Source organism: Pontibacter litorisediminis (assembly GCF_029360645.1).
In the GTDB taxonomy this organism is placed as follows: domain Bacteria; phylum Bacteroidota; class Bacteroidia; order Cytophagales; family Hymenobacteraceae; genus Pontibacter; species Pontibacter litorisediminis.
The window spans coordinates 94,402-117,082 of the sequence record NZ_JARDUA010000002.1; the positions used below are offsets into that span (position 1 = coordinate 94,402).

Below are 22,681 nucleotides of genomic sequence, written 5' to 3' on the forward strand. Positions count from 1 at the left end.
AATATGGGTGCTTATGTGCAAGCTATCTTTTGTCATAAAGTCCTTTGTCTAACAGTCAAGAAACAGCTTCGCTACGCTTCCGGAACAGCCCCTGGAACACAGGCCATATCTCGTAAGGCTCGTACACGTGGCGGATCGAGAACTCCTCATCGTTGCTGATGCGCTTGTAGGCCTGCCACAGGTCGCTTTCGCGGTCTCTGTTGCTGATCTCGATATAAGCCATGTATTGCACTGCCGGAAGTATGGTCTCCAACACCAGGTTCTTGCACTCCAGCGCATCCTGCTTGGACCACACGTCACCGTCCGAGGCCTGGCAGCAGTACACATTCCAGCTCTCGTCGTACCGCTCCCGGCGGATCTTGTCCAGCAGCTTCAGCGACGGCGCCACCACCGTACCACCACTCTCGCGCGAGTTGAAGAACTCCTCCTCATTAACTTCCTTGGCTTCGGTGTGGTGGCGGATAAAAACCAACTCCACATTCTTGTACTGCTGCGTCAGGAAGAGGTAGAGCAGCGTAAAAAAGCGTTTGGCGATGTCTTTTTCGTGGTGGCCCATGGAGGCCGACACATCCATGATGCAGAACATAACAGCCGATGTTATGGGCACTGGCACCCGCTCAAAGTTGTTGTACCGCAGGTCAATGTCCTCAATGAACGGAATGGTGTTGGCCTGCCGGCGCACCTTCTCTATTTCCAGCTGCAGTGCCTCCCGGTCTGCTTTTTTCCTGGTCTTGGCCAGTTGCTCTTCCAGCGTCTTCAGCTTCTTCTCAAACACTCCCCGCAGGGCCAGCTGCCGCCCCAGCGACTGCTGGTAACTGGTTTTGATGTTGAGTCGCGACGGAACGCTGTCGCGTGTATAGCCGGCGCGCCGCATGGAGAAGCTCTCAGTGCTTTCCATTAGCTTCTTCACCATGTTGGGCAGGGCCAGGTCGTCGAAAAAATACTTCAGGAACTCCTCCCTCGAAAGCACCACCGTAAACTCATCCTCTGTTACCTCGGGGCTGTTAGAGCCTTTGCCCTTGCCGCTGCCACGGCCTGCGCCGCTCTTAGGCTTGGGTATCCGGTCGCCTTCGCTAAAGCGGTCGTTGCCGGGCTGCACGATGTGCTTTTTACCGGTTTTTGGGTCGTGGCGAAAATGTGGCTCATCCAGCCCGCGGACCGGCACCTTCACGCTGCCCCCGGATTTGCTGTCGGTTATACTTTCCTGGCCCATGACGTCCGGTATGGCCCGCTTGATCTGGTTCTCCACCCGCTTCAGGAACTTCTGCCGGTTACCGGTAGACTTTCCCTTGTCGTTCTTCCGTCTGTCAATGATATGGCTCATGGGAGTTTGGGAGTTAAAGAGTTTAGGAGTTAGAGAGTCATAGAATTTAAGAGACGCAGCGGTTTAACTCATCACTCCTAAACTCACAAACTCTCTAACTTATTTAGGCCATCGTTTTGCGCACGCGCATGAACCAGTCTACCAGGATACGGATCTGCTTATCGGTGTAGCCGCGCTCGCGCATGCGGCGGGTGAAGTCGCGGTGCTTCTTCTCGTCCTCCTCATTTGTTTTCACGTTGAAAGACACCACTGGCAGCAAGTCTTCGGTGTTGGTGAAGATCTTCTTCTCGATCACGTTCTTGATCTTCTCATAAGAGTCCCAGCGTGGGCTCTGGCCTCCGTGGTTAGCCTTGTAGCGCAGAAAGAAGTTGGTCACCTCGGCACGAAAATCCTTCGGATTGGCAATGCCAGCCGGCTTCTCGATCTTCTCCAGTTCCTCGTTCAGAATGCTTCTGTCGAAGATCTCGCCGGAGTCCGGGTCGCGGTAATCGTTGTTCTGCATCCAGTGGTCGGCGTAGATCACATACTTCTCAAAGATGTTCTGGCCATAGGAACTATAGGATTCGATGTACGCCTTCTGGATCTCATCCGAGATGAACTCGGCATACTTGCTGGCCAGCACCGACTTGATCAGGTGCAGGTACTTCGTCTCCGTTTCCGGCGGCAGCATCATCTTGATCACCTCCTGCTCCAGCACATATAGCAAATGCACCGGGTTGGCGGCAATCTCTTCGCTGTCGAAGTTAAACACCTTGGAAAGTATCTTGAAGGCAAAGCGGGTCGAGATGCCCTGCATGCCCTCGTTGATGCCGGCATCGTCGCGGTACTCTTGTATGGATTTGGCGTTGGGGTCGGTTTCGCGCAGCGTCTCGCCGTTGTACACCCGCATCTTTGAGTAGATGCTGGAGTTCTCCGGCTCCTTCAACCGCGACATCACCGAGAACTCAGCCAGCAGCTCTATCGTCTTCGGCGCACAGGGCGCTTCGCGCAGCGAGCTCTCCCGGATCAGCTTCTCGTAAATCTTGATCTCCTCGCTCACGCGCAGGCAGTACGGCACCTGTACTTTGTAAATACGGTCCAGGAAGGCCTCATTCTTTTTATCGTTCAGAAACTTAGCCCACTCCGACTCGTTGGAGTGCGCCAGGATAATGCCGTCGAAAGGAATGGCGCCGATCGGCTCGGTGCCTTTGTAGTTCTTCTCCTGGGTAGCTGTCAGCAGCGGGTTGAGCACCTTGATCGGGGCTTTGAACATCTCCACAAACTCCAGCAGGCCCTGGTTGGCCAGGCACAGGCCACCGGTGTAAGAGTAGGCATCGGGGTCGCTCTGCTGGTACTCGGCCAGCTTGCGGATATCTACTTTACCTACCAGCGTCGAGATGTCCTGGTTGTTTTCGTCGCCTGGCTCTGTTTTGGAAATAGCGATCTGCTCCTGAATGGACGGGAACAGCCGGATCACCTTAAAGCGGTTCACGTCACCGTCGAACTCGCGCAGGCGCTTGGAGGCCCAGGGGCTCATGCAGCTCGGCACGTAACGGGTAGGTATACTGTACTCGCTCTCCAGCTCATCAGTGTAATCGGCAAACAGCCCCAGCGGGCTCTCGAACACAGGGCTTACCTCGTCCCCGGCCTTCAGCACATAAATGGGGTGTTGCTGCATCAGGTGCTTCAGCTTTTCGGCCAGCGAGCTTTTGCCGCCTCCCACCGGACCCATCAGGTACAGGATCTGCTTTTTCTCCTCCAGCCCCTGCGCCGAGTGGCGGAAATAGGAAACGATCTGCTCAATCGTGCTCTCCATCCCGTAGAAATCCCGGAAGGCAGGGTAGATCTTGATCTTCTTGTTGGAGAAGATGCGGCTTAACATGGGGTCCTGGCGCGTGTCCAGGATTTCAGGCTCCCCAATGGCGCTCAATATCCGCTCGGCGGGCTTGGCGTACATTGCCGGGTCCTTCTTACACTCCTCAAGATAGGCAGCTACTGTCATCTCGTTCTGGGAGGCACTGTAATTGGTTTTGATCTTTTCTAAAATGTTCATATCGGGTGTTTCTTAACATATCAGAATCATTTCCGCTGAGTTTACAGAGCAGCTCCTAAAGCGAGACTAGCGTTTGGGGTACTGCTGAGCAACCAATCTGATCATAGGTGTAGGTTTTTGTTTAAGCTGATGTCTTTAATACCATTCTGCGGCAACCCGTGCCTTTTAATACTTGCTAAGGGTGATTTTAAACCAGCTTACCTGCCTTCTGTCTTTCACAGAAACAATAGGGTTCATGATTTACGTCGGAAAGTAAGCCTGTAACAACAAGGGAGAACATACCTTTCGGGCACATGCCCTGTGTTACTAACTGCACATCAGCACCTTTTCGCCACCCCCCGGGCGCCTGAGGCAGCACCCGTTTACTACCTGCTGTAGATAAGGACAGCTACTAAAGAAACACTGCTTCCGTGCTTTAGATTCAAAAAGGTTTATATTTTATACTATTAGATTTATAAAAAGTATACTTTGTATGCAATAATTTTTTAGTGTCGCTCAAGTTTTACGGCTGAAAGAAGCGGTTAGCGCGCCCTGCAGACGAACCTGAAACAGAGCACTGCGGCGTGTATGCACGAACTAAATATTTAAGTTTCGTATATTACGCCTCGCAGCGCCACGTTTGTACCTTATACGTGGGATAGAAAGATACTGCCACACCTACACAAACAACAAACTATATGAGCCAGTTAGTAATTAGCACCCTTGATGAACTTACCAAGTATGAAGGCACCGAAATGGGTGTTTCGGAATACCACACCATCACGCAGGAGCAGATAAGTAAATTTGCCGATGCCACCCTGGACCACCAGTGGATACACCTGGACGCCGAGCGCGCCAAAACCGAGTCGCCCTTCGGAGCCACCATTGCCCACGGTTACCTCACCGTGTCGCTGCTTCCTTACCTGTGGTCGCAGATAGCCACTATCCAGAACCTGAAGATGCAGGTAAACTATGAGATAGAGAGCCTGCGCTTTAACCAGGCCGTGGTCGTGAACAGCCGTGTGCGCCTGCGTGCCAAGCTGCTGTCGGTTAAAAACCTGCGCGGCATAGCCAAGGCTAGCCTGGAGGTAACCCTGGAGATTGAGGACAGCAAAAAGCCGGCCTTCACCGGGGTGATTACGTTCCTCTACCATTTTAACGACTAAAAGCGCCCCCTGGGCTACAGCAGCACGTTTTCCATACTTAGCCTTGAGCCAACGCCAGGCTAACTGCCAACCCATCGCAAAGGAAGAGAAGTTTAACAGCTTCCTTCCTGCCCTGTGGATCTGGTACCGGAGCACAATGCGCTGCTGCAGCACCTGCGGGAGATTGAGTTAACCAGTGCTGCCCAGCTTGCCGCGACGGTAGCCGGAGCCGTGGGGCTGACCTTTAGGACATGCCGATCGAAAGTGCTATCCTCATCGGCAAGGCACCCCTCCACCTGCTTACCAGCTGCAGGGCTTTGGGGTATAATAACCTGCCTACCCCAGCCCCGCCGCATTGGGCGCTATTTGTGGAGCGGGTGTCTGCACCTGACACGTGCATTTTTGTGGGGATGAACGGGGCTTACTCACGAACGGTACCACGCCACAGAGCGATTGAGCAGTAGGGGTAGCTGCGTCAGGCTCTACAACGGGAGCCGGCAACAGAGGCGGGCTCGGCAAACTTCTGTTTTATACTTTTGTTGCTCCCGTTAGTAGAAGATAGCAAAGCATAGTACATTCGCCTTTCCATGACGCCTCCCCAAACAACGCCTACTGCTGCGCCGCAGCTTACGCGCACCACACTTTGGTTGATGACAATCGCCTCCGGCATGGTCATCGCCAACAATTACTACAACCAGCCCCTGCTGGTCAAGATCGCGGATACATTTCAGGTATCAGAGTCGAGTGCCGGCATGGTGGCCATGCTGGCGCAGGTGGGCTACGCCATAGGGCTGCTGTTCATCATCCCGCTGGGCGAAATGCTGCGCCGCAAGCGCCTGATTATGTTCGATTTTGCGCTGATCATACTTTCGCTGCTGCTGGCGGCCTTTTCCCCCAACATTTATACCTTAATGGCAGCCAGCCTGCTAATTGGGGCTACCTGCGTGGTGCCCCAGCTTTTTGTGCCCATGGCGGCACACCTGGCCAAGCCCGAGGAGCGCGGCAAGGCGGTTGGCACCGTCATGAGCGGTCTGTTGGTGGGCATATTGTTCTCGCGCACCCTCAGCGGCTTTTTGGGCGAGCACCTGGGCTGGCGCTCCGTCTTTCTGATCGCGGCCGGGCTCATGGTGCTGCTGTGGGTGGCGATATACCTCCTGCTGCCTGAGATCCACCCGCAGTTTAAGGGTAACTATAAAAGCCTGATGAAGTCACTCGTGCACCTGTTCCGCACTGAGCCGGTGCTTCGGCTGGCCTCTGCGCGCGGGGCTTTTGCCTTTGCCTGCTTTGGCGGCTTCTGGACTACGCTAGTCTTCCTGCTGGAGGGGCCGCCCTTCTTTGCCGGCAGCGATGTGGCCGGGGCCTTTGGTCTGGTGGGTGCAGGCGGCGCGATCATGGCCTCTGTGATGGGGCGGCTTAGCGACAGGTTTAACACGCGCTATATCCAGATCGCAATGCTGGTCATGGTCATCGTGTCGTATGCGGTGTTCGGGCTTTTCTCCTATAGTATACTTGGTCTTGTAGCGGGTGTCATCCTGCTGGACCTGGGTTTGCAGGGCTCCCATATCTCTAACCAAACACAGATTTTCTCCCTAAACCCGGAGGCGCGCAACCGCCTGAACACAGTATACATGTTTACCTACTTTATAGGCGGCGCTACCGGCACCATACTGGCGAGCCAGGCCTGGCAGTTGTGGCGCTGGAATGGCGTGGTGCTGGTGGGGCTGGTTTTCTCTTCGCTGGCCCTGGCGGTGCACCTGCTGTTCTCAGGCAAGGCTGCTTAGTTCGTTGTTGGTTACTAGTTGTTCGATTGCATCTCTCTCCTCAACGCTGTTACCTTTAACTTTATACCTTTCAGGCTGCCACGGAATCGCTTATTGCACGTTAAAGAAAGGCAAGGCCGCTGCAGTGAATCGCCAACATCAAACACATATACTATGGAGAACCCAAACCTGGAGAACTGGGACGAAACGCGCTACAAAGAGCTGAACACCTACTTCCGCATCAAGATAGAGCATCTGCTGCGCACCAACCCGCACCTGGTGGCACAGCAACAGGAAAGCAATACTATACACCTGCAGCAACTCGTAAATGAGCTAAGCCAGGAAGATAAAGAGCGGTGGGAAGAGTTTATGCGGCTGGACAAGCTGAAAATGGAGGCTGACATGTGGGATCACCTGCACGGCAGAGGCACCCGTTACCGCCCTGGCCTCGGCTTCACCAACCCCGACGACGACACGACCTGGTAAGCCGGTTACGCCTCAAAACTATACTTGGCATCGCTCCAAAAGGTATCCAGGGCAATAATGCGGGGCTTCAGGAAAGAAATGAGGGCCGGCCAATCATCCCTATTAAATACGCTCACCGGGGCAATCTCCTTGTAAACCCGGCTCACCACACGGCCCGAGTCGTCGGAGGTGTGCAGCTGCCACTCCCACTCCTCCCCCAGTACCTCGTGCAGCATGGTTTTATGCTCTAGCAGCTGGTCGAACAGCAGCTCCTGCATCTCGGTGTCAGGGTGGGCGAGCTCAATGGCAATGTAGCCGCGCTTATTGTCGGCATTCATCCGGAAATAAATGTCCTTCACGCCGGTTTTGTAGTTGAGCCAATTCACCTTCCACCCCTCGGCGGAAAGCTGCGGGGACATGTATTGGCCAAAGGTGGTCCAGAAATGCTGCCTTATCTGAGATGCCTGCTCACGGGTATACATGCTGCAAAAGTAGCTATTTTCAGGATCGGAAGCTATCGGTCGGCTTGATGAAGGCAGGCAGGAGGATAAGCCTGCAGGGCGTTTGATCAGGATAAGGCGTGGGGCCTCTACCCATGCGATCGGGGAAGTTATAGCCTCACCATCAACTGTTTGTCTGTACATTGGAGCCATAGGGAGCCTCACCCAATCCTAAGTGAAGACTCTCAGGAGCAAATCCTGACAAATGATACAGGTAAAATGAAACATTTTAAGCTAAAATCACTTTAAGGAGTGGGGCACTTTCAGGTGGCTGTGAGTACATTGTTTAATTAAGATATTATGCAAGCAGCGCGTTTCATTTTATAACAATTTTACCTAATTTCGCTTCATTAAGAGACACAACTACGCAAACAAAAGCTAATACACATGTCAGAATTTGCTGAAATAATTTTAGATGGTAAATCATACCAAATGCCTGTTGTAGAGGGTACAGAGAATGAAAAAGCTGTTGACATTTCTTCTCTGCGCGCTCAGTCGGGCTATATTACCCTGGATTCAGGTTATAAAAACACAGGCGCCACCACCAGCGCCATCACGTTCCTGGACGGTGAGCAAGGCATCCTGCACTACAGAGGCTATCCGATAGAGCAACTAGCTGAGAAATCGAACTTTATCGAGGTGGCTTACCTGCTGATCTACGGTTCGCTCCCGACAGAGCAGGAACTCAGCGATTTCAGCAACAAGATTCGGCTGCACACGCTGGTGAACGAGGATATGCGCAAGATTCTGGACGGCTTCCCGTCTGCGGCACACCCAATGGGCATTCTTTCTGCCCTGATCAGCTCGCTCACGGCCTTTTACCCAGAGTCACTTAACCCAAACCAGACTAAAGAGGAGCTGGACCTTTCTATCGTCCGCCTGATGGCTAAGATGCCAACCATTGCAGCCTGGTCTTACAAGAACTCAATCGGGCATCCGGTAAACTACCCTAAAAACAAGCTGGATTACTGCTCTAACTTCCTGCACATGATGTTCGCTTATCCGACCGAGGATTACGAGATCAACCCGGTGGTAGTGGACGCGTTGAACAAGCTGCTGATCCTGCACGCCGACCACGAGCAGAACTGCTCTACCTCTACGGTGCGTCTGGTAGGCTCAGCTAACGCCAGCCTGTACTCTTCTGTTTCTGCCGGTATCAGCGCCCTGTGGGGCCCGCTGCACGGTGGTGCCAACCAGGCGGTAATCGAGATGCTGGAGCAGATAAAAGCTGACGGTGGCGACTCTAAGAAATTTATCGCGAAAGCAAAAGACAAGGACGATCCGTTCCGCCTGATGGGCTTCGGCCACCGCGTGTACAAGAACTTCGACCCACGCGCCAGAATCATCAAGAAAGCAGCCGACGAGGTGCTGACCGCTCTGGGCATCAACGACCCGATCCTGGACATCGCCAAGGAGCTGGAAGAGGCTGCCCTGAACGACCCGTACTTCGTGGACCGCAAGCTGTACCCGAACGTGGACTTCTACTCCGGCATCATCTACCGCGCTATCGGCATCCCAACCGATATGTTTACGGTGATGTTCGCCCTGGGCCGTCTGCCAGGTTGGATCGCACAGTGGAAAGAGATGCGTGAGAACAAGGAGCCTATCGGCCGTCCGCGCCAGATCTACACCGGCGAAACCAAGCGTGACTACGTTCCGGTGGAGAAGCGTTAATCTGCTAAAAATATAAACACAGGAAAGGCTGGCCCATGGGCTGGCCTTTTTCTTTTGCCCCCTGCCCCTCCCGCACAATGACCTGGGTCATTTTATACTTCCTACTGCCGGCCTACCTTGCGCGTATAATCACTTATACTTCAATTCTTACGCTTTATACTTGATGACGAAGATCAGGCTCACCAGGCTTTTCACCTTTGAGACGGCGCATGCCCTGCTCAACTACGACGGCCCCTGCCGCCGCATCCACGGCCACTCCTACAAACTGGAGGTAACGGTTACAGGCACACCACTAGTGGAGGAAGAGCACCCGAAAAATGGCATGGTGATGGATTTCGGCGACCTGAAGCAGTTAGTGCAGGAGCATATCGTGCAGCCCTTCGACCACGCGCTGGTGCTGCCGCAAGGCTTCCCGAATGACCTGCTGGAACTGCTGCGCAAGTATGAGCACAAACTATTGCTTACCCCCTACCAGCCCACCTGCGAAAACATGCTCATCGATTTTCAGCACCGGCTGCAGAAGCACCTGCCGGACTATGTGAACCTGCACCACCTCAAGCTCTGGGAAACGCAGAACTCCTTTGCCGAGTGGTATGCGGAGGATAACCGGTAAAAACGCAGGATTTATACGTTGGCAGCGGCCTTTATACTTTGCAAAGTGTAAGGGCCGCTGTTTTTGTTTGCCGCTGTACTCTCAGCTTCTGCTATTAAGTATGCTTTGGCTTCGGTAACAGCTCCTGTAAGAGCTATATATTTAAGTCAAAATGTATACCTTTAGGCCCTGTTACTGAACACTCTATACTTACTTCATCCACCGTTCACTTTTAGCCTATGAGAACAGCTTTACTCCTGATTGCCTTTCTGTTTCTTTTCCATTACAGCAGCCACTCCCAGGATGCTTTGAAGACAACTTCCATTATTGGCCACATGCTAAGTACACCAGTGGGCGTAACGGTGGACGAGACAGGGAAAATTTATGTGGCCAACAGCTATCAGGTAAGGGTGCTAAACGCAGACGGTAGCTTTTACAAAGATATCCTCACAGCCAATATTCCGTTCTGGGGGCGTGCACGCGCAGTGGCGACAGACGCTGCCGGGAATCTGTACGTTTGGGATGCCTACACCTTCTACCTGTACAAGTATGACCGCGAGGGCAACCTGCTACACAAATTCCAAAACCACTTAGCTGGCTCCTTTACCTCATCCTATGTGGAGGGTATCGCCGTGGCCCTGGACGGTAGTATCTACATCACGGACGTTACCAAGCATGTCGTTCGGAAGTTTAGCAACAATGGCGAGTTTCTGCTTGAGATTAACTCCCTGAACACACCGACAGATGTGGCCGTTGGCCCGGATGGGAGTGTATATGTGGCAGACACAGGCAACAAACGTATTGCAAAATTCAATGCGGCGGGGCAACTGCTTACCGCCTACTCAACTCCAGGAAGCGGGGCCCCAGCCTTCGGACGCCCCACGGGTGTGGAGGTGAGCAGCAACGGGATCGTACACGTTGCGGACGCCTCCAACGCCACTGTCTATACTTTCAACCAAGACGGTGAGTACCGGCTAAACCTAAACTTGCCGGGAGTCCGATCCGACGAAAACCTAGGCATCGGGCTTGACAAGGATGGGAACATGTATGTTACCGCAAGCGGCAGGCTAACGGGAAGCCCGCAGCACGGGAAGGTGTTTAAACTACTGCCTACAGGAGAGCGTGAGGCCATCTTTGGGGAGCCTGGCCCTACACAAACTGGCTTACGCACGGCTGCCATGGAAACAGACAGCCTAGGCCATTACCTGTATATTGGTAACAATGCCTCCCGAAAAATCGAGAAGTATAACCGACAAGGCATAAAGTTAACGGACATTGGCAACGGAAGTCCTCAGGCTGAGTTCGGTATAATACAGGATATAGTAACCGCCAGTGATGGGGCGTTGTATGTTCTAGACAGTGCGACCGTAAAGAGGTTCAGCGCCTACGGGAGCTTTGTCACTAACTTTGAACCCATTCCGGCTAACGTGGCCGGGAAAAGGCCCAGGCTAACCGCAGGGCTTGATCATTTCCTGTATGTTTTGGTAGACGGGAAGGTTGCCAAGTATAACCGAGCCGGTAAGCTTCTGTCAGTTACTACTTTGGCGGGAGTAAACACATCGTACCCCAACCCTATTTATCAGGACATAGCGGTAGATGCCACTGGTAATCTTTACATTATCATTCTCCTCCATAGCCAAGGCTCCCCTTTAGACGCGGTGTATGAGGTAAACAAGTATGATCCCGATGGGCTGTTACTTCTACAGTACAAGACAAGGGGAAGATATATTTTGGAAATCAATATTCCCAAAAGTATAGAAGTTGACAAAGCAGGTAATGTGTATGTGGCCGGAAACTCAGTGGAGGTTTTTGACACGGAGGGGCAGCTAAAGGGGTATTTACCGGTTTCTGCAAACCTAATCTCAGTGAACGCTGCCGGTAGCACTGTGTTGGCCGGGGCGCTTAACGATAGCCAAGTACTGATCCTAAAGAATAATCCTGATCCGGCGGAGAGCTTCATCGCAGGCACTATTTTTCATGATGCCAACTCAAACAACGTACAGGATGCAGAAGAGGCCGGCATAAAAGGGATACCTGTGCGAGTGGAGCCCGGTTCTGTCTTCGGTTTCTCGGATGCAAGTGGGAAGTATAGCGTGCCGGTAGAGCATGCGGGTACTTATAAGGTGACACAGGTGCTGCCAACCCTCGATGCACGTTCGTCTATCACGCAGTTGTCGCCGGAGGGTGACTTGCCACATACAGCTACCATCACAGCAAAAGGAAGTACGGTAGCAGGCATGGATTTCGCCAATCGGGTCACCCTCTCCCCCCACCTCTCCGTCAGCGTCTCCTCCACCCGCCGCCGGCGCTGCTTCGAAAGCACCACCACCGTCCGCTATGTAAACTCCGGTTTTGCCACGGCACCCGATGCCAGGGTGTATGTGCAGCTGCCGGCCGAGGTGGAGCTGCTTTCAGCAGACAATCCTTACACCCGCCAGCCCGACGGCACCTATGTTTTCGCCGTGGGCGATCTAACAGCCGGCCAGCAGGGCAAGGTCACCATACAGGACATGGTGACCTGCGGCGACGAGAGCGTGCGCGGTCGTACCGTCTGCACCCGCGCCTGGGTCACGCCTTCCAACAACGCAACGACCAAACCCACACCCACCGTCACCATCGCCGGCCGCTGCGACGCCGAAACGGGCAGGATCCGTTTCGTGCTCAAAAACTCTGGCACTGCCGACATGGAGCAGCACGAGCTGTTACGCAAGTACAGGGACGGCAGGCTTGCCTCTTCAGAGCAGTTCAAACTGGCCGCCGGAGACAGCATGGTGTTCTGGGTGCCATCCATGGGCAGTACCTGGCGCCTGGAGGCGGACCAGCCGGAGGGCAACGGCGACAACACAACAGCCAGCGTGACCCTAGAAGCCTGTACCGCCGCCAACGCAAGCACAACCGTGACCTCCGGCCTGGTCAACCTGCTGCCCACAGATGACGAGGAGGCCGAAGTGTCGGAGGAGTGTGTGCCCATCACCGACTCCTATGACCCGAACGACAAGCTGGTGACGCCGGTGGGCAGGACAGCAGAGAACTACACCCCCACCAACACCGCGCTCAAGTATAAGATCCGCTTTCAGAACACGGGCACCGACGTGGCCTACCGCGTGGTGGTGGTCGACACGCTCTCCGAGCACCTGGACCTGAGCACGCTACAAATGGGGGCCGCCTCGCATGCCCACCGCCTGGAGGTGAGCGGCAAAGGCCGGCCCGTGCTCACCTGGACCTTCGACAACATCATGCTGCCCGACAGCAACGCCAACGAGCCGGGCAGCCACGGCTACATCCAGTTCAGCATCAAGCCAAAGGCAGGCCTGCCGGAGAAGACGGCCGTGGAGAACTTGGCCGACATTTTCTTCGATTACAACTCCCCTGTGCGCACCAACACAACCCTGAACCGCATCTACGACATGCCTTCGGTGGTGGACGAGGAAGTGCGGGTGCACCTGGAGGAGGTGCTGGCCACACCGGCCATTGCGGCTTTTGCGCCTGCGGCGGGTAAGTACGGCACGCAGGTTCTGATCTCTGGCAAGCGCTTTGCCCCCGAGGCCACGGCCAACAGAGTCTACCTCAACGGGAAGGCCGCCACCGTGGTCGGCGCCACCGACTCGGAGCTGCGGGTGCTGGTGCCGGAAGGCGCGTCCACGGGTCCCCTGAAGGTGGTGACGCCAGACGGTGGCGTGAGCGCAACGGAGGTGTTTGAGGTGTACCAGCCGCCGGTGCTGAGTTCCTTCAGCCCATCGGAAGGCCTGGTAGGCAACGTGGTGAACCTGCAGGGGCAGCACCTGCAGCTGATCGAGGCGGTCAAGCTGGGCAACCTCAACTGCGAGATCGTTTATCAAAACAGCAACCAAGTATCGGTGAAGGTGCCCGCCGGAGCTGTGACAGGCACTTTCACCATCCTTACCAAAGGGGGCGAGGTGGAGAGCGCCTCCCCCTACTCGGTTTGGTACAGGCCAACCATCAGCAGCCTGAGCCAGGGGAGCGGCATTGTGGGGGATGTCTTCACCATCACAGGCGAGAATTTCACGGCGGATAAGGCCCGGCTCAATGTGCTTTTCGGATTGGTGCAGGCCCCGGTGCTGGAGGCGGGCCCGCAGCGCCTGGTGGTGCGGGTGCCGGAGCAGGCAGAGTCCAACGTGCTTGTGGTGGAGACGCCGGGCGGCGCAGCCTTCGCTCGGTTCGAGGTGATCCCGGGGCCCAGGTTCACGGCCATGCAGCCGGCGCAGGGAAGCGTGGGCACGGTGGTGGAGGTCAGCGGCCAGCACTTCGGCGTCATGGGGCTGCAGGACAAGATCACCTTTAACGGGCGGGAAGCCATCGTGCTGGAAACCTCCGGTGACAAGTATAAGGTAAGGGTGCCGCGCGGGGCCACCACTGGCAAAGTAGAAATCACGGGGTACGGCGGCAAAGCCTACAGCACCGCTGATTTTGTGGTGGAAGGCCTCCCAATGGCCGAGGCTATCGTCATCTCACCCAACCCCAGCGATGGCAGATTTTACCTGGACCTGCACCGCGCCGACTTTGAGGTGCAACTGCTGCAGGTATTCAGCAGTCTGGGCCAAATGGTGCTGGAGCAACGCATAGCAGCCCCACGACCGGAAGCGCTGCAGGTACAACTGCCCCAAACTCAGGCCGGCATTTACCTGCTGCGCCTGCACACAGACCGCGGCCTGCTTACCTATAAACTGTACGTGCGCTAGCAGGTACAGCAAGTATAACACTAGTGTATCAAGTATAAAGCAGAAGGGCCGGCGTTATTGCCGGCCCTTCTGCTTTATACTTGTGAGCTGCCGCCTATCTCTGCAGCTGGCCTTGTTCCTTCCAGCGCATGCGGTAAGCATTCATGGCTGTTTCTCCTAATTTGGTGATGAGACGATAATTGACCACCGCCCCGATGGGCGCACCGATCACCGGTATCAACTGCGCCATTTTTGCCAGGTCGATGTAGTCGCGGTACTCCTGCTGCAGACTGCGCCAGTCAAAGGCATTGATGTCTTCCGGCAGCAGCTCCTTCTGCGTTTCCCAGTCGGCCAGGTTCGTGTATACTTTGCGGCGGTGCTGCTGCGAGCTAAAGGCCAGTTCAAAAACGTGCAACAGGTACACCCGTTCGCGGTAGTCTTTCACATCATATCCATAAAGCGCAGCAACGTCATAAAGCAGCTTCAGTTTCAGGGTGAGCAGCAGCGGGAAGTCCACCAGGCCTAGCAAAAAGCCGCCTGCACCTGTTACGCCTCCCTCTGCCGCAGCGGCCTGCTGGTAGTACTTTATCTGCCCGCGCACCTGCGCCTCCCGTACCTCGAGCGGCACCTGCTCCAGCGGCTTCTGCGAAACGTATCCTGCCCCAAAAAGCACGCCCCGGATCATCTGCTTCATGGCCGCGGTAACGGCCTGGTGCACTTTCTCAGGAATAAAGCTGTTGAGCTTTACCTGCGCCCTATGGGAGAGCGCGTTGAACAGCGATGGGTCGCGCAGCATTTCGTGCTGCCACCGCCGCAATTCGTACAGGGCCTGTGCTTCGTAGGGAGACATCTGGAGTTAGAAAGTTAGAGAGTTAGAGGGTTTGGTGGTGCTGTACTTTAGCTTTCAAACTATAAAAGCTGGCTAGGGCCAGCTTTTATACTTACTTCATCTCTTTCTCAGCGGGCTGTTGAGCAGGCAACTGTTGCTGCTGTTCCGTTGGCTGCTGCTCGCTGGCCTCCTCGGCGGCTTTACGCTGCTCCTTCTCCCTTTTCCTGAAGAAGCCTCGCAGCAGGAAGTTGCTTTGCAGCGCCTCCATGTTCTCGTCGAACTTCTGCGAGCTGGTTTCCAGGTTCTCCATGGTGTTCTGCAGCTGGCGGGCAAAGTTCGGGTCGTTCAGCAGCACCCCCACCGCGTTATTATCGTTGTTAAACTTGCTGCTGGCCTGCTCCAGGTTCTGCGCCATTTGCGTGGCCGACTGCGTGGCCTTCTCCAACTCCGCCATCGACTGCTCCAGGCTGTTGAAGACAGTTGTATCCGTCAGCAGCTCGTTTGCCAGGCTGCCTTGGGTGTTTAATTTGCTGGTGAAACGGCTCAGGTCGCGGGAGGCGCGCACAGCGTTGCGGGAGGTGTTCTCCAGGCTGGCCACCATACTTTTGAAATCCTGTGCCAGCGTTGAGTCCGTCAGGAGGGTACCCACGGTTCCCTTACCTTGCACCAACCGCTCACTAATCTCGCTGAAGTTGCCGGTAATGGTAGCCAGGTTCCGGTTGTTTTCCTGCAGCGTCTTCATAATGTCATCGGTGTTCAGGTTCGCCTCGGAGGCCAACAACGCGCCATCCTGCACAGGCGGCGCGGATGGGGTGCCGCCAAAAATCTCGATAATGCGGTTGCCGATAAGGCTCTCGGAGCTGATGCGTGCCTTGGAGTTCTGGCGGATGTACTTCTGCGCCTCCTGCTCAATGCTCATGACCACCTGCACCTGCGACTCACCATAAAAGTTTATCCCTTTTACTGTACCTACCTTCACGCCGGAAAACCACACGTTGTTTCCCACCTTCAGTCCTTCCACATCATCAAACACAGTACTTACTGTAATACTCTCGATAAAGCGCTTTTGCTGTCCTCCCAGCGTCAGTATACCTATCACAAAGATCACGATGGCGATCAGGACAAAGATGCCGACCATGATGGAACGCTTATTTTCTGCCATTTTTATACTTTATTTAACAAAGTTATAGTCATAAAACATCTTCACCCGCTCATCATCCGAGTCAAACACTTCCTCAAAAGTGCCTTCCCGCTGAAACTGCCCGTCGAGCAGCATCACCACGCGGTCGCCCACGGCACGGGCGCAGGTAAGGTCGTGGGTGATGATGATGGCGGATGTGTTAAACCTTTCCTGCACCTCATTGATCAGGGCGTTGATCTCGATGCAGGTGATCGGGTCGAGGCCAGCCGTGGGCTCGTCATAGAGCATGATCTCCGGCTTAAGAATAAGCGTGCGGGCAATACCAATGCGCTTGCGCTGCCCTCCGGAAAGCTCTGATGGCATTTGGTTGATCGTCTGCATCAGCCCCACAGCGTCCAGCACAAAATGGATCAGCTCGTCGCGCTCAGCCCGGGTCATGTGCTTTTCGTGCCGGATCAGCGGGAACTCTAGGTTCTCATACACGGTCATGCTGTCATACAAGGCACTGTTCTGGAAGGAGAAGCCTACTTTCAGGCGCAGCTGGTCCAGGTCTTTTGCTTTTAGCTTGTCCACCTCCTCGCCAAGTACCCTCACCAGGCCCTCGTCGGGGCTCAGCAAGCCAGAGATGATCTTAATAAGCACTGATTTACCCGTGCCCGAGCGTCCCAGCACCACCAGGTTCTCGCCCTGGTAGAGGTCCAGGTCCACGCCTTTCAGCACCTCAAAATCATCAAAGGCCTTTTTCAGCCCCCTGATCTCAATTACCTTGCTATCGTAATTTATGTTTGGATTGATCTTCTTCATACACTCTGTTTACATCGCCCTGAACAGGTTGATCACCTGCAAGGCCAACAGTTCCTCAATAAACACCAGGAACATAGCTGTTACCACCGACGAGTTGGCTGCCTTGCCCACCCCTTCTGTTCCTTTAGAGGAGTAGTAGCCCTTGTAGCAGCCCACCATGCCTATCGTAAACCCAAAAATGAAGGTCTTGATGATGGACGAGAACACATCGAGGAAAGTGATGGCCTCAAACACCTGCGTAATATAGGTGGTGAAGCTTGTCAGCTCGTTCTGGTTCACGTTTAGGTAGGCTCCCATCAGCGCCACGAAAATCGTGTACAGGGCTAGGGCCGGCACCATAAAAGTGGTGGCCAGCACCCGTGTCACCACCAGAAAGTTAAACGGATTAGTGGCCGATACCTCCATAGCATCGATCTGCTCGGTTACCCGCATCGACCCCAGTTCGGCGCCAATGTTGGAACCCACACGACCGGCCGCAATGATAGCCGTTACCAGCGGCGCCAGCGCCCGCACAATAGCGATAGACACCAGCGAGGGCAGCCACGAAGTGGCGCCAAACTCCGCCAGCGAGGGCCTGGACTGGTTAGTGAACACGATACCGATGATAAAGCCCGTGAGCGAGATGAGCGGCAGCGACCTGACACCGACCTCGTAACACTGCCTTATCACCTCCCTAAACTCGTAAGGCGGCACAAACACCTCCTTAAAAAAGCGGACATGGAAAGCATACACCTTGTACAGCTCCAGAAAGATGCGGTCTATCCTGCGCGATACAAAATACTGTCGCTTTCTTTCCGTGTCAGCCTTGTTATCCTTTAACTCCATTAAAAGTTCTTATACAGATTTTCCCGTGGACTAACCACGTGTACGTAACGAATAGCTAAATTAAGTATTTTTAATATAGGCAAAGGTTAATTATTTTCTTTGCATTGTAGCTATACCTATACGCCTTTTGCACCAAACTGTGTTTAGCCATTGCTTGTTTATTATTTGTTGCAGGGGCATGCGCAGCAAGAGGAGGGGCAAAGTAACGTGCCACATGCAGGCGCCATCCTTACGCAGCCGGCATGCCACCTTAGCCGTACACGGGTGTATGTTTTACAAAAATTTAAGACGAGACAAATGAAAGTACTGTATAAAGCGCTAGCCATGGGTGCGCTGGCAGGCATGCGCAGCTTATCCGCCCCAGCCCTGTTGAGCCACGTCCTGCTGGACCAAAAAAACGGGGCATTGGCCAACACCCCGCTCAGGTTCCTGCAAAACAAGTACGTAGCCAACACGCTTGCCGGGCTCGCCGCCACCGAGCTGCTGGGCGATAAACTTCCCGCCGCGCCGGACCGCACGGTGGTGTCGTCGCTGCTGATGCGGGCAGCCTCCGGAGCGGTGGTGGGCGCTGCTGTATATGGCAGCAGGCACAGGAGCCTTGCTGAAGGAGCCGCCCTAGGTGCAGCGGCGGCTGTAGCGGCTACCTATGCCAGTTTCTACCTCCGTAAAACGCTCTGTGAAAAAACCAGCCTGGCTGATCCGGTGATCGGCGCCCTGGAGGATGCCCTGGTTTTAACCGGCGGCCTGCAGGCGGCAAAGGCGTAATTAGATTATATTTATACTTACATTGCTGCTTCTGCACAGAGAAGTATAGCAAACAAGTTACCCGGCACGTTATACTTCGCGTAAAAGTGCTGCAGCCACCTTGACAAGGGGCCGCGAAATAGCTATACTTAAGCAGACATTTAAAATAAAACTATGCCCAAAATATTGATCATAGACGACGAAAGGGCCATCCGAAGCACCCTTAAGGAGATCCTGGAGTTCGAGAACTATAACGTGGACGAGGCGGAGGACGGCGAGAAAGGCCTGCAGCTGCTCAGCAAATCCAAGTATGATGTGGTGCTCTGCGATATTAAAATGCCCGGTATGGATGGCATTGAGGTGCTGGAGAAAGCCATGGAGCAAACACCTGACACGCCCTTTATCATGATATCCGCCCACGGTACCATAGACACGGCCGTGGATGCCACCAAAAAGGGCGCTTACGACTTTCTGCAAAAACCACCAGACCTAAACCGCCTGCTGGTGACGGTACGTAACGCCCTGGACAAATCAAACCTGGTGACGGAAACCAAGATCCTGAAGAAGAAGATATCCAAGACTTACGAGATGGTAGGTGCCTCCCCTGCCCTTGGCCGCGTGAAGCAGGCTATTGAGAAAGTAGCTCCTACCGATGCACGCGTGCTGATCACGGGTCCGAACGGATCGGGCAAGGAACTGGTGGCCCGCGCTATCCACGAGCACAGCAACCGCGCCCAAGGGCCGTTGATTGAGGTAAACTGCGCCGCTATCCCAAGCGAGCTTATCGAGAGCGAGCTTTTTGGGCATGAGAAGGGCTCTTTTACCTCTGCTGTGAAACAGCGCATCGGCAAGTTTGAGCAGGCCAACGGCGGCACTTTGTTCCTGGATGAGGTGGGCGACATGAGTCTCTCGGCACAGGCCAAAGTGCTGCGCGCACTGCAGGAGCACAAAATCACGCGTGTGGGCGGCGACAAGGATATTCAGGTGGACGTGCGGGTAGTGGCTGCCACCAACAAAAACCTGCTGGAGGAGATTGAAGCCAGAAACTTCCGCGAAGACCTGTACCACCGTCTGGGCGTGATTCTGATACATGTGCCGCCGCTGAACGAACGCCGCGAAGATATCCCGGACCTGGTGCAGAAGTTTCTCAACGACATTGCTAACGACTACGGCAACAAGCCTAAAACCATTACGCAGGAGGCGCTGGAGTACCTGCAAGGCCTGGACTGGCGCGGCAACGTGCGTGAGCTGCGCAACGTCGTGGAGCGCCTCGTGATCATGAGTGGCTCAGAAATTACGGCCGAAGACGCCAAAGCCTACGCCAGACCGGTAGTTGCTTAAGCTAAAATGAAATTGAAAGTTAACAGAACAGGCCCCGGCAAAAGCTTTTGCCGGGGCCTGTTGCATACTTGCCCACTAATTGGCTGTAATACCATGTAATTGAAAATAATCCTTCCTTGAACTTAATGCACAAGTATGAATGCACCTCAGAGCTACGCTCAATAGCTCCTAGATCGCGTGCTGGCTAGTTCAGAGGAGGGTATACTGCAACACCGGGTCCAACCACCCCTGCCCCTCCTTGTCTAAGGAGGGGAACTCAGTAGCTGCCTTGGGTCATGCATCAGTTTCATGGCTGTTGGAGTAACATCAGCAAAAATATAAACCCACCCCCAGCCCCTCCCAGGAGGGGAATACACCTCTCCCCAGCCCTCTCCTAAAAACAGGAGAGGGAGCTTGGTTCAAGCTCCGTCAGCGCTGGCTATCGAATCTGATCCCAGTCTTTGGGTTGAGCGCCTTCTAGATTTCCGGTGCCCGTAAGGGCATTGCGACAGCAAAGGAAATGTAGATAGCGCGATGCCCGAAGACGAGCCCTCTCGGGCTGGAGAGCAGAAAATAGGAGATGCAACTGTAGGCTTGTAAGACTGGATGAACAGTAGCTAGTAAGGACAGCCTGGTTCAAGCTACAGGAAGCAGTAGCGATAGGGAAAGTACGAGCTAGCGGGAAGTATAACTTAGTTCAGGCAGCAGGAGCAGCGGCTAGACACAGGCACAAGCGGACGCTTGCGCCTGAGAAGTATAAAGTATAGCCCAAGTATAAAGTATGGCTTTGCAAGGCAGTCGAGTCATAGACGCAACATCATCACATAATACAGATCTAAAGCATCAAATCATTACACTACTTCCGCTTAAGCATACAACAGTGTTTATACTTTTTGCCGCTGCCGCAGGGGCAGGGCTCGTTGCGGCCGAGGCGCTTGCCGTACGGGTTTAACAGCTCTCTGAAGTTTAGCCGGAAGCGGCGTTTGGGGTTCTGATCGAAAACTTCTGTGAGCAGTTCGTAAAGCTTCGGGTGCTTTTCAGCCAATTGCTCCGGCTTCTCAAAAAAGTACTCGGTAACCACGGCAAAAAACTCAGCCTCGCTGGTAGCACCATAACTGTCTATGTCAGACTTGCCTTGCTGGATCTTCCGTATTTTACGGTACATCAGCTCCTGCCATGGCTGCACGAGCTCTTCAGGCAAATAGGCGGCTGGCGTGCCATCTATCTCCCCGTCTGCCTGATCCAGCATATGGGCAAACTCATGGATGCCCACGTTTTTGCGGTCGGCCATATCGTTAAAGCCTTGCTCCAGGGCAGGTTTGGAGAGGGTAACGTAGTGGTCGTTCTGAAACGGGTTCACGCGTCCGAGCACCTCGCTCACCGCCTCGCTTTTCTCGTCTTTGTACTTTTTTATACTTCCCGGGAACACCAACACCTCGCCCAAGTGGCGATACTCCCAATCGCGAAAGCCGAAGATAGGAATAATGGCGCTGGAAGCGACCAACACCTTGGTTAAGTCGTCTATCACTACATCTATGCCTGTGATGCGCTTTTCAGACAAAAACAGCTGCAGCATTTTCTCAAACCGCTGCCTCTCCTCCTCGGACTTTAAGGTATGGTAAAAGCCCACGCGGTCCTGCAGGATCTTGCGCCACTCCGCCGGAAACTCCGATGCCAACACCTGCCTGCGGCGGCGCTTGTGCCGGGTGGCCCAGCGGTAAAAAACAAAGCCGATAACGGCTACAAAAAGTATAAAGGCAAGGTATCCCATGGGCAGTTTAAACGGTGTTCTATACTTTTAGATGCTATCCCACCAGCAAATTGCAGCCCCGGATATCTGAGTTATCGAAGCGCCCCAGTACTTCAAAGCTGCCGTTGGGGTGCAGGCGGCCAATGTCTTTTGTCTCGATAAAAGCGCAGGAGTCTATATTAGCCAGATCAACTACGTTGATGCCGCCACTGCGCACGCTACCGCTCATGTCGAAGGGGTCGTTCACATCGCGCAGCAGAAGACGCATGGTATAGCCGGGCCAGAAAATGCCTTCGCCTTTGGAGTAGCCCTGCGAGAGCAGCTCCGTCATGCCGTACTCGGAGTGGATGGCTGCCACATTAAACCCTTGTATGAGCTGGGCATGCAGCTCCTCGCGGATCATCTCACGGCGGCGCCCTTTCATACCACCGGTTTCCATGACGGTGACGCCTGTGAAGTCCTCCTGCCCCTGCAGTTCCTTGGCTAGGTCCAGCAGGGCGTAGGAAACGCCTATCAGCAGCACTTTCTTGCCGCGCCCTCTGGCCTGCCGCAGCGCCTCCAGCAACTGGCTATGGTTCCGCAGGTAAAACCCCTCCTCCTGCTGCCCTGTGCGTCTTATAAAATGGTCGACCATGGCTACCAGCGAGGAGCCGCCCTGCTCCAGGTAAGACGGCAGCAGCGCCAGCACCACATATTCCTGAAGCGGCCCGTAGAAGCTCTCGAAGATACGCTCCGACACCTGATGGTACAGGTTAAGGCTGGAAACCAGGTGGCGGCTACGGGCTTGTTTGGTCGTGCCGCTGCTGTAGAAAGTTGTCTCGGGCTTAAACACACCTGTCACCACTTTCTGTTCTTTAAAGAACTCTATTGGCAGAAAAGGAATCTGCTCCAGCGCTTGCACCTCCTCCGGTTTTACGTGCAGGTTCTGCACGTATTCGTGGTAGATGGGGTTGTGCTGCGCCTGGAAACGGAACAGCGCCAAAGCCGTAGAAAGAAAGTCAAAAGGTTCCTGCTGACACAGAATGCTGGCGTGCTGGGTTTTAAATTCCATTGAATACAACAATTGCTATATTTCCTGCGTTTGATTTAGTAAATTTAGCTTCATTTTCTGATACTCC

The 22,681-nt window shown here is 54.3% G+C and carries 18 protein-coding genes; 9 read left to right on the top strand and 9 right to left on the bottom strand.

Going from position 1 to position 22,681, the window contains the following annotated elements; genetic code table 11:
* Positions 1 to 55 precede the first annotated feature (55 nt).
* Both PXG97_RS06685 and PXG97_RS06690 read right to left on the bottom strand, forming a co-directional pair.
* Positions 56 to 1,324, bottom strand: coding sequence for a YeaH/YhbH family protein (locus PXG97_RS06685; RefSeq protein WP_276496974.1), 1,269 nt, complete (start codon positions 1,322 to 1,324; stop codon positions 56 to 58).
* A 103-nt stretch (positions 1,325 to 1,427) separates the two neighbouring features.
* The gene (locus PXG97_RS06690) at positions 1,428 to 3,356 is read right to left on the bottom strand and encodes a PrkA family serine protein kinase (RefSeq protein ID WP_276496975.1); all 1,929 of its coding nucleotides are present in this window, start codon (positions 3,354 to 3,356) and stop codon (positions 1,428 to 1,430) included.
* Between the two features lie 677 nt (positions 3,357 to 4,033).
* On the opposite strand from PXG97_RS06690, the gene PXG97_RS06695 reads away from it, so the two are divergent.
* The 4 genes from PXG97_RS06695 to PXG97_RS06710 all read left to right on the top strand — a co-directional run bounded on the left by PXG97_RS06695 (position 4,034) and on the right by PXG97_RS06710 (position 6,726).
* Positions 4,034 to 4,501, top strand: coding sequence for a MaoC family dehydratase (locus tag PXG97_RS06695; protein ID WP_276496976.1), 468 nt, complete (start codon positions 4,034 to 4,036; stop codon positions 4,499 to 4,501).
* 230 nt (positions 4,502 to 4,731) lie between these two features.
* Complete coding sequence (locus PXG97_RS06700) at positions 4,732 to 4,944, top strand: hypothetical protein (protein WP_276496977.1); 213 nt, start codon at positions 4,732 to 4,734, stop codon at positions 4,942 to 4,944.
* 123 nt (positions 4,945 to 5,067) lie between these two features.
* On the top strand, positions 5,068 to 6,261 hold the full coding sequence (locus tag PXG97_RS06705; protein WP_276496978.1) for an MFS transporter: 1,194 nt from the start codon (positions 5,068 to 5,070) through the stop codon (positions 6,259 to 6,261).
* Positions 6,262 to 6,414: 153 nt separating this feature from the next.
* Positions 6,415 to 6,726: a hypothetical protein gene (locus tag PXG97_RS06710; protein WP_276496979.1), complete on the top strand. Its 312-nt coding sequence runs from the start codon at positions 6,415 to 6,417 to the stop codon at positions 6,724 to 6,726.
* A gap of 5 nt (positions 6,727 to 6,731) precedes the next feature.
* On the opposite strand, the gene PXG97_RS06715 is transcribed toward PXG97_RS06710, so the two are convergent.
* Positions 6,732 to 7,187, bottom strand: a complete 456-nt coding sequence (locus tag PXG97_RS06715) for a DUF4268 domain-containing protein (RefSeq protein ID WP_276496980.1) — start codon at positions 7,185 to 7,187, stop codon at positions 6,732 to 6,734.
* Positions 7,188 to 7,592: 405 nt separating this feature from the next.
* On the opposite strand from PXG97_RS06715, the gene PXG97_RS06720 reads away from it, so the two are divergent.
* The 3 genes from PXG97_RS06720 (at position 7,593) to PXG97_RS06730 (ending at position 14,171) form a co-directional block, all read left to right on the top strand.
* Positions 7,593 to 8,879, top strand: coding sequence for a citrate synthase (locus PXG97_RS06720; protein WP_276496981.1), 1,287 nt, complete (start codon positions 7,593 to 7,595; stop codon positions 8,877 to 8,879).
* Between the two features lie 163 nt (positions 8,880 to 9,042).
* Positions 9,043 to 9,492 (top strand): 6-pyruvoyl trahydropterin synthase family protein, encoded by a 450-nt coding sequence (locus tag PXG97_RS06725; RefSeq protein WP_276496982.1) that lies wholly within the window; start codon positions 9,043 to 9,045, stop codon positions 9,490 to 9,492.
* A 218-nt stretch (positions 9,493 to 9,710) separates the two neighbouring features.
* Positions 9,711 to 14,171, top strand: coding sequence for a DUF7619 domain-containing protein (locus tag PXG97_RS06730; RefSeq protein WP_276496983.1), 4,461 nt, complete (start codon positions 9,711 to 9,713; stop codon positions 14,169 to 14,171).
* A 94-nt stretch (positions 14,172 to 14,265) separates the two neighbouring features.
* Here the strand turns inward: PXG97_RS06730 and PXG97_RS06735 are convergent, their stop codons facing one another.
* From PXG97_RS06735 to PXG97_RS06750, 4 genes are all read right to left on the bottom strand, one after another.
* On the bottom strand, positions 14,266 to 15,000 hold the full coding sequence (locus PXG97_RS06735; protein WP_276496984.1) for an EcsC family protein: 735 nt from the start codon (positions 14,998 to 15,000) through the stop codon (positions 14,266 to 14,268).
* A 91-nt stretch (positions 15,001 to 15,091) separates the two neighbouring features.
* On the bottom strand, positions 15,092 to 16,141 hold the full coding sequence (locus PXG97_RS06740) for an MlaD family protein (protein WP_338088599.1): 1,050 nt from the start codon (positions 16,139 to 16,141) through the stop codon (positions 15,092 to 15,094).
* Between the two features lie 9 nt (positions 16,142 to 16,150).
* Positions 16,151 to 16,924 carry an ABC transporter ATP-binding protein gene (locus PXG97_RS06745; protein ID WP_276496985.1) on the bottom strand — a complete coding sequence of 258 codons (774 nt, stop codon included), beginning with the start codon at positions 16,922 to 16,924 and terminating at the stop codon, positions 16,151 to 16,153.
* Between the two features lie 9 nt (positions 16,925 to 16,933).
* On the bottom strand, positions 16,934 to 17,749 hold the full coding sequence (locus PXG97_RS06750; protein ID WP_276496986.1) for an MlaE family ABC transporter permease: 816 nt from the start codon (positions 17,747 to 17,749) through the stop codon (positions 16,934 to 16,936).
* A 297-nt stretch (positions 17,750 to 18,046) separates the two neighbouring features.
* On the opposite strand from PXG97_RS06750, the gene PXG97_RS06755 reads away from it, so the two are divergent.
* Together PXG97_RS06755 and PXG97_RS06760 are read left to right on the top strand one after the other, a co-directional pair.
* Entirely contained in the window at positions 18,047 to 18,514 is a 468-nt protein-coding gene (locus PXG97_RS06755) for a DUF4126 family protein (protein WP_276496987.1), read from the top strand.
* 153 nt (positions 18,515 to 18,667) lie between these two features.
* Positions 18,668 to 19,834 (top strand): sigma-54-dependent transcriptional regulator, encoded by a 1,167-nt coding sequence (locus PXG97_RS06760; RefSeq protein ID WP_276496988.1) that lies wholly within the window; start codon positions 18,668 to 18,670, stop codon positions 19,832 to 19,834.
* 835 nt (positions 19,835 to 20,669) lie between these two features.
* On the opposite strand, the gene PXG97_RS06765 is transcribed toward PXG97_RS06760, so the two are convergent.
* Positions 20,670 to 21,584 carry a zinc-dependent peptidase gene (locus PXG97_RS06765; RefSeq protein WP_276496989.1) on the bottom strand — a complete coding sequence of 305 codons (915 nt, stop codon included), beginning with the start codon at positions 21,582 to 21,584 and terminating at the stop codon, positions 20,670 to 20,672.
* Between the two features lie 34 nt (positions 21,585 to 21,618).
* Complete coding sequence (locus tag PXG97_RS06770) at positions 21,619 to 22,614, bottom strand: acyl-CoA synthetase family protein (protein WP_276496990.1); 996 nt, start codon at positions 22,612 to 22,614, stop codon at positions 21,619 to 21,621.
* Between the last annotated feature and the right edge of the window lie 67 nt (positions 22,615 to 22,681).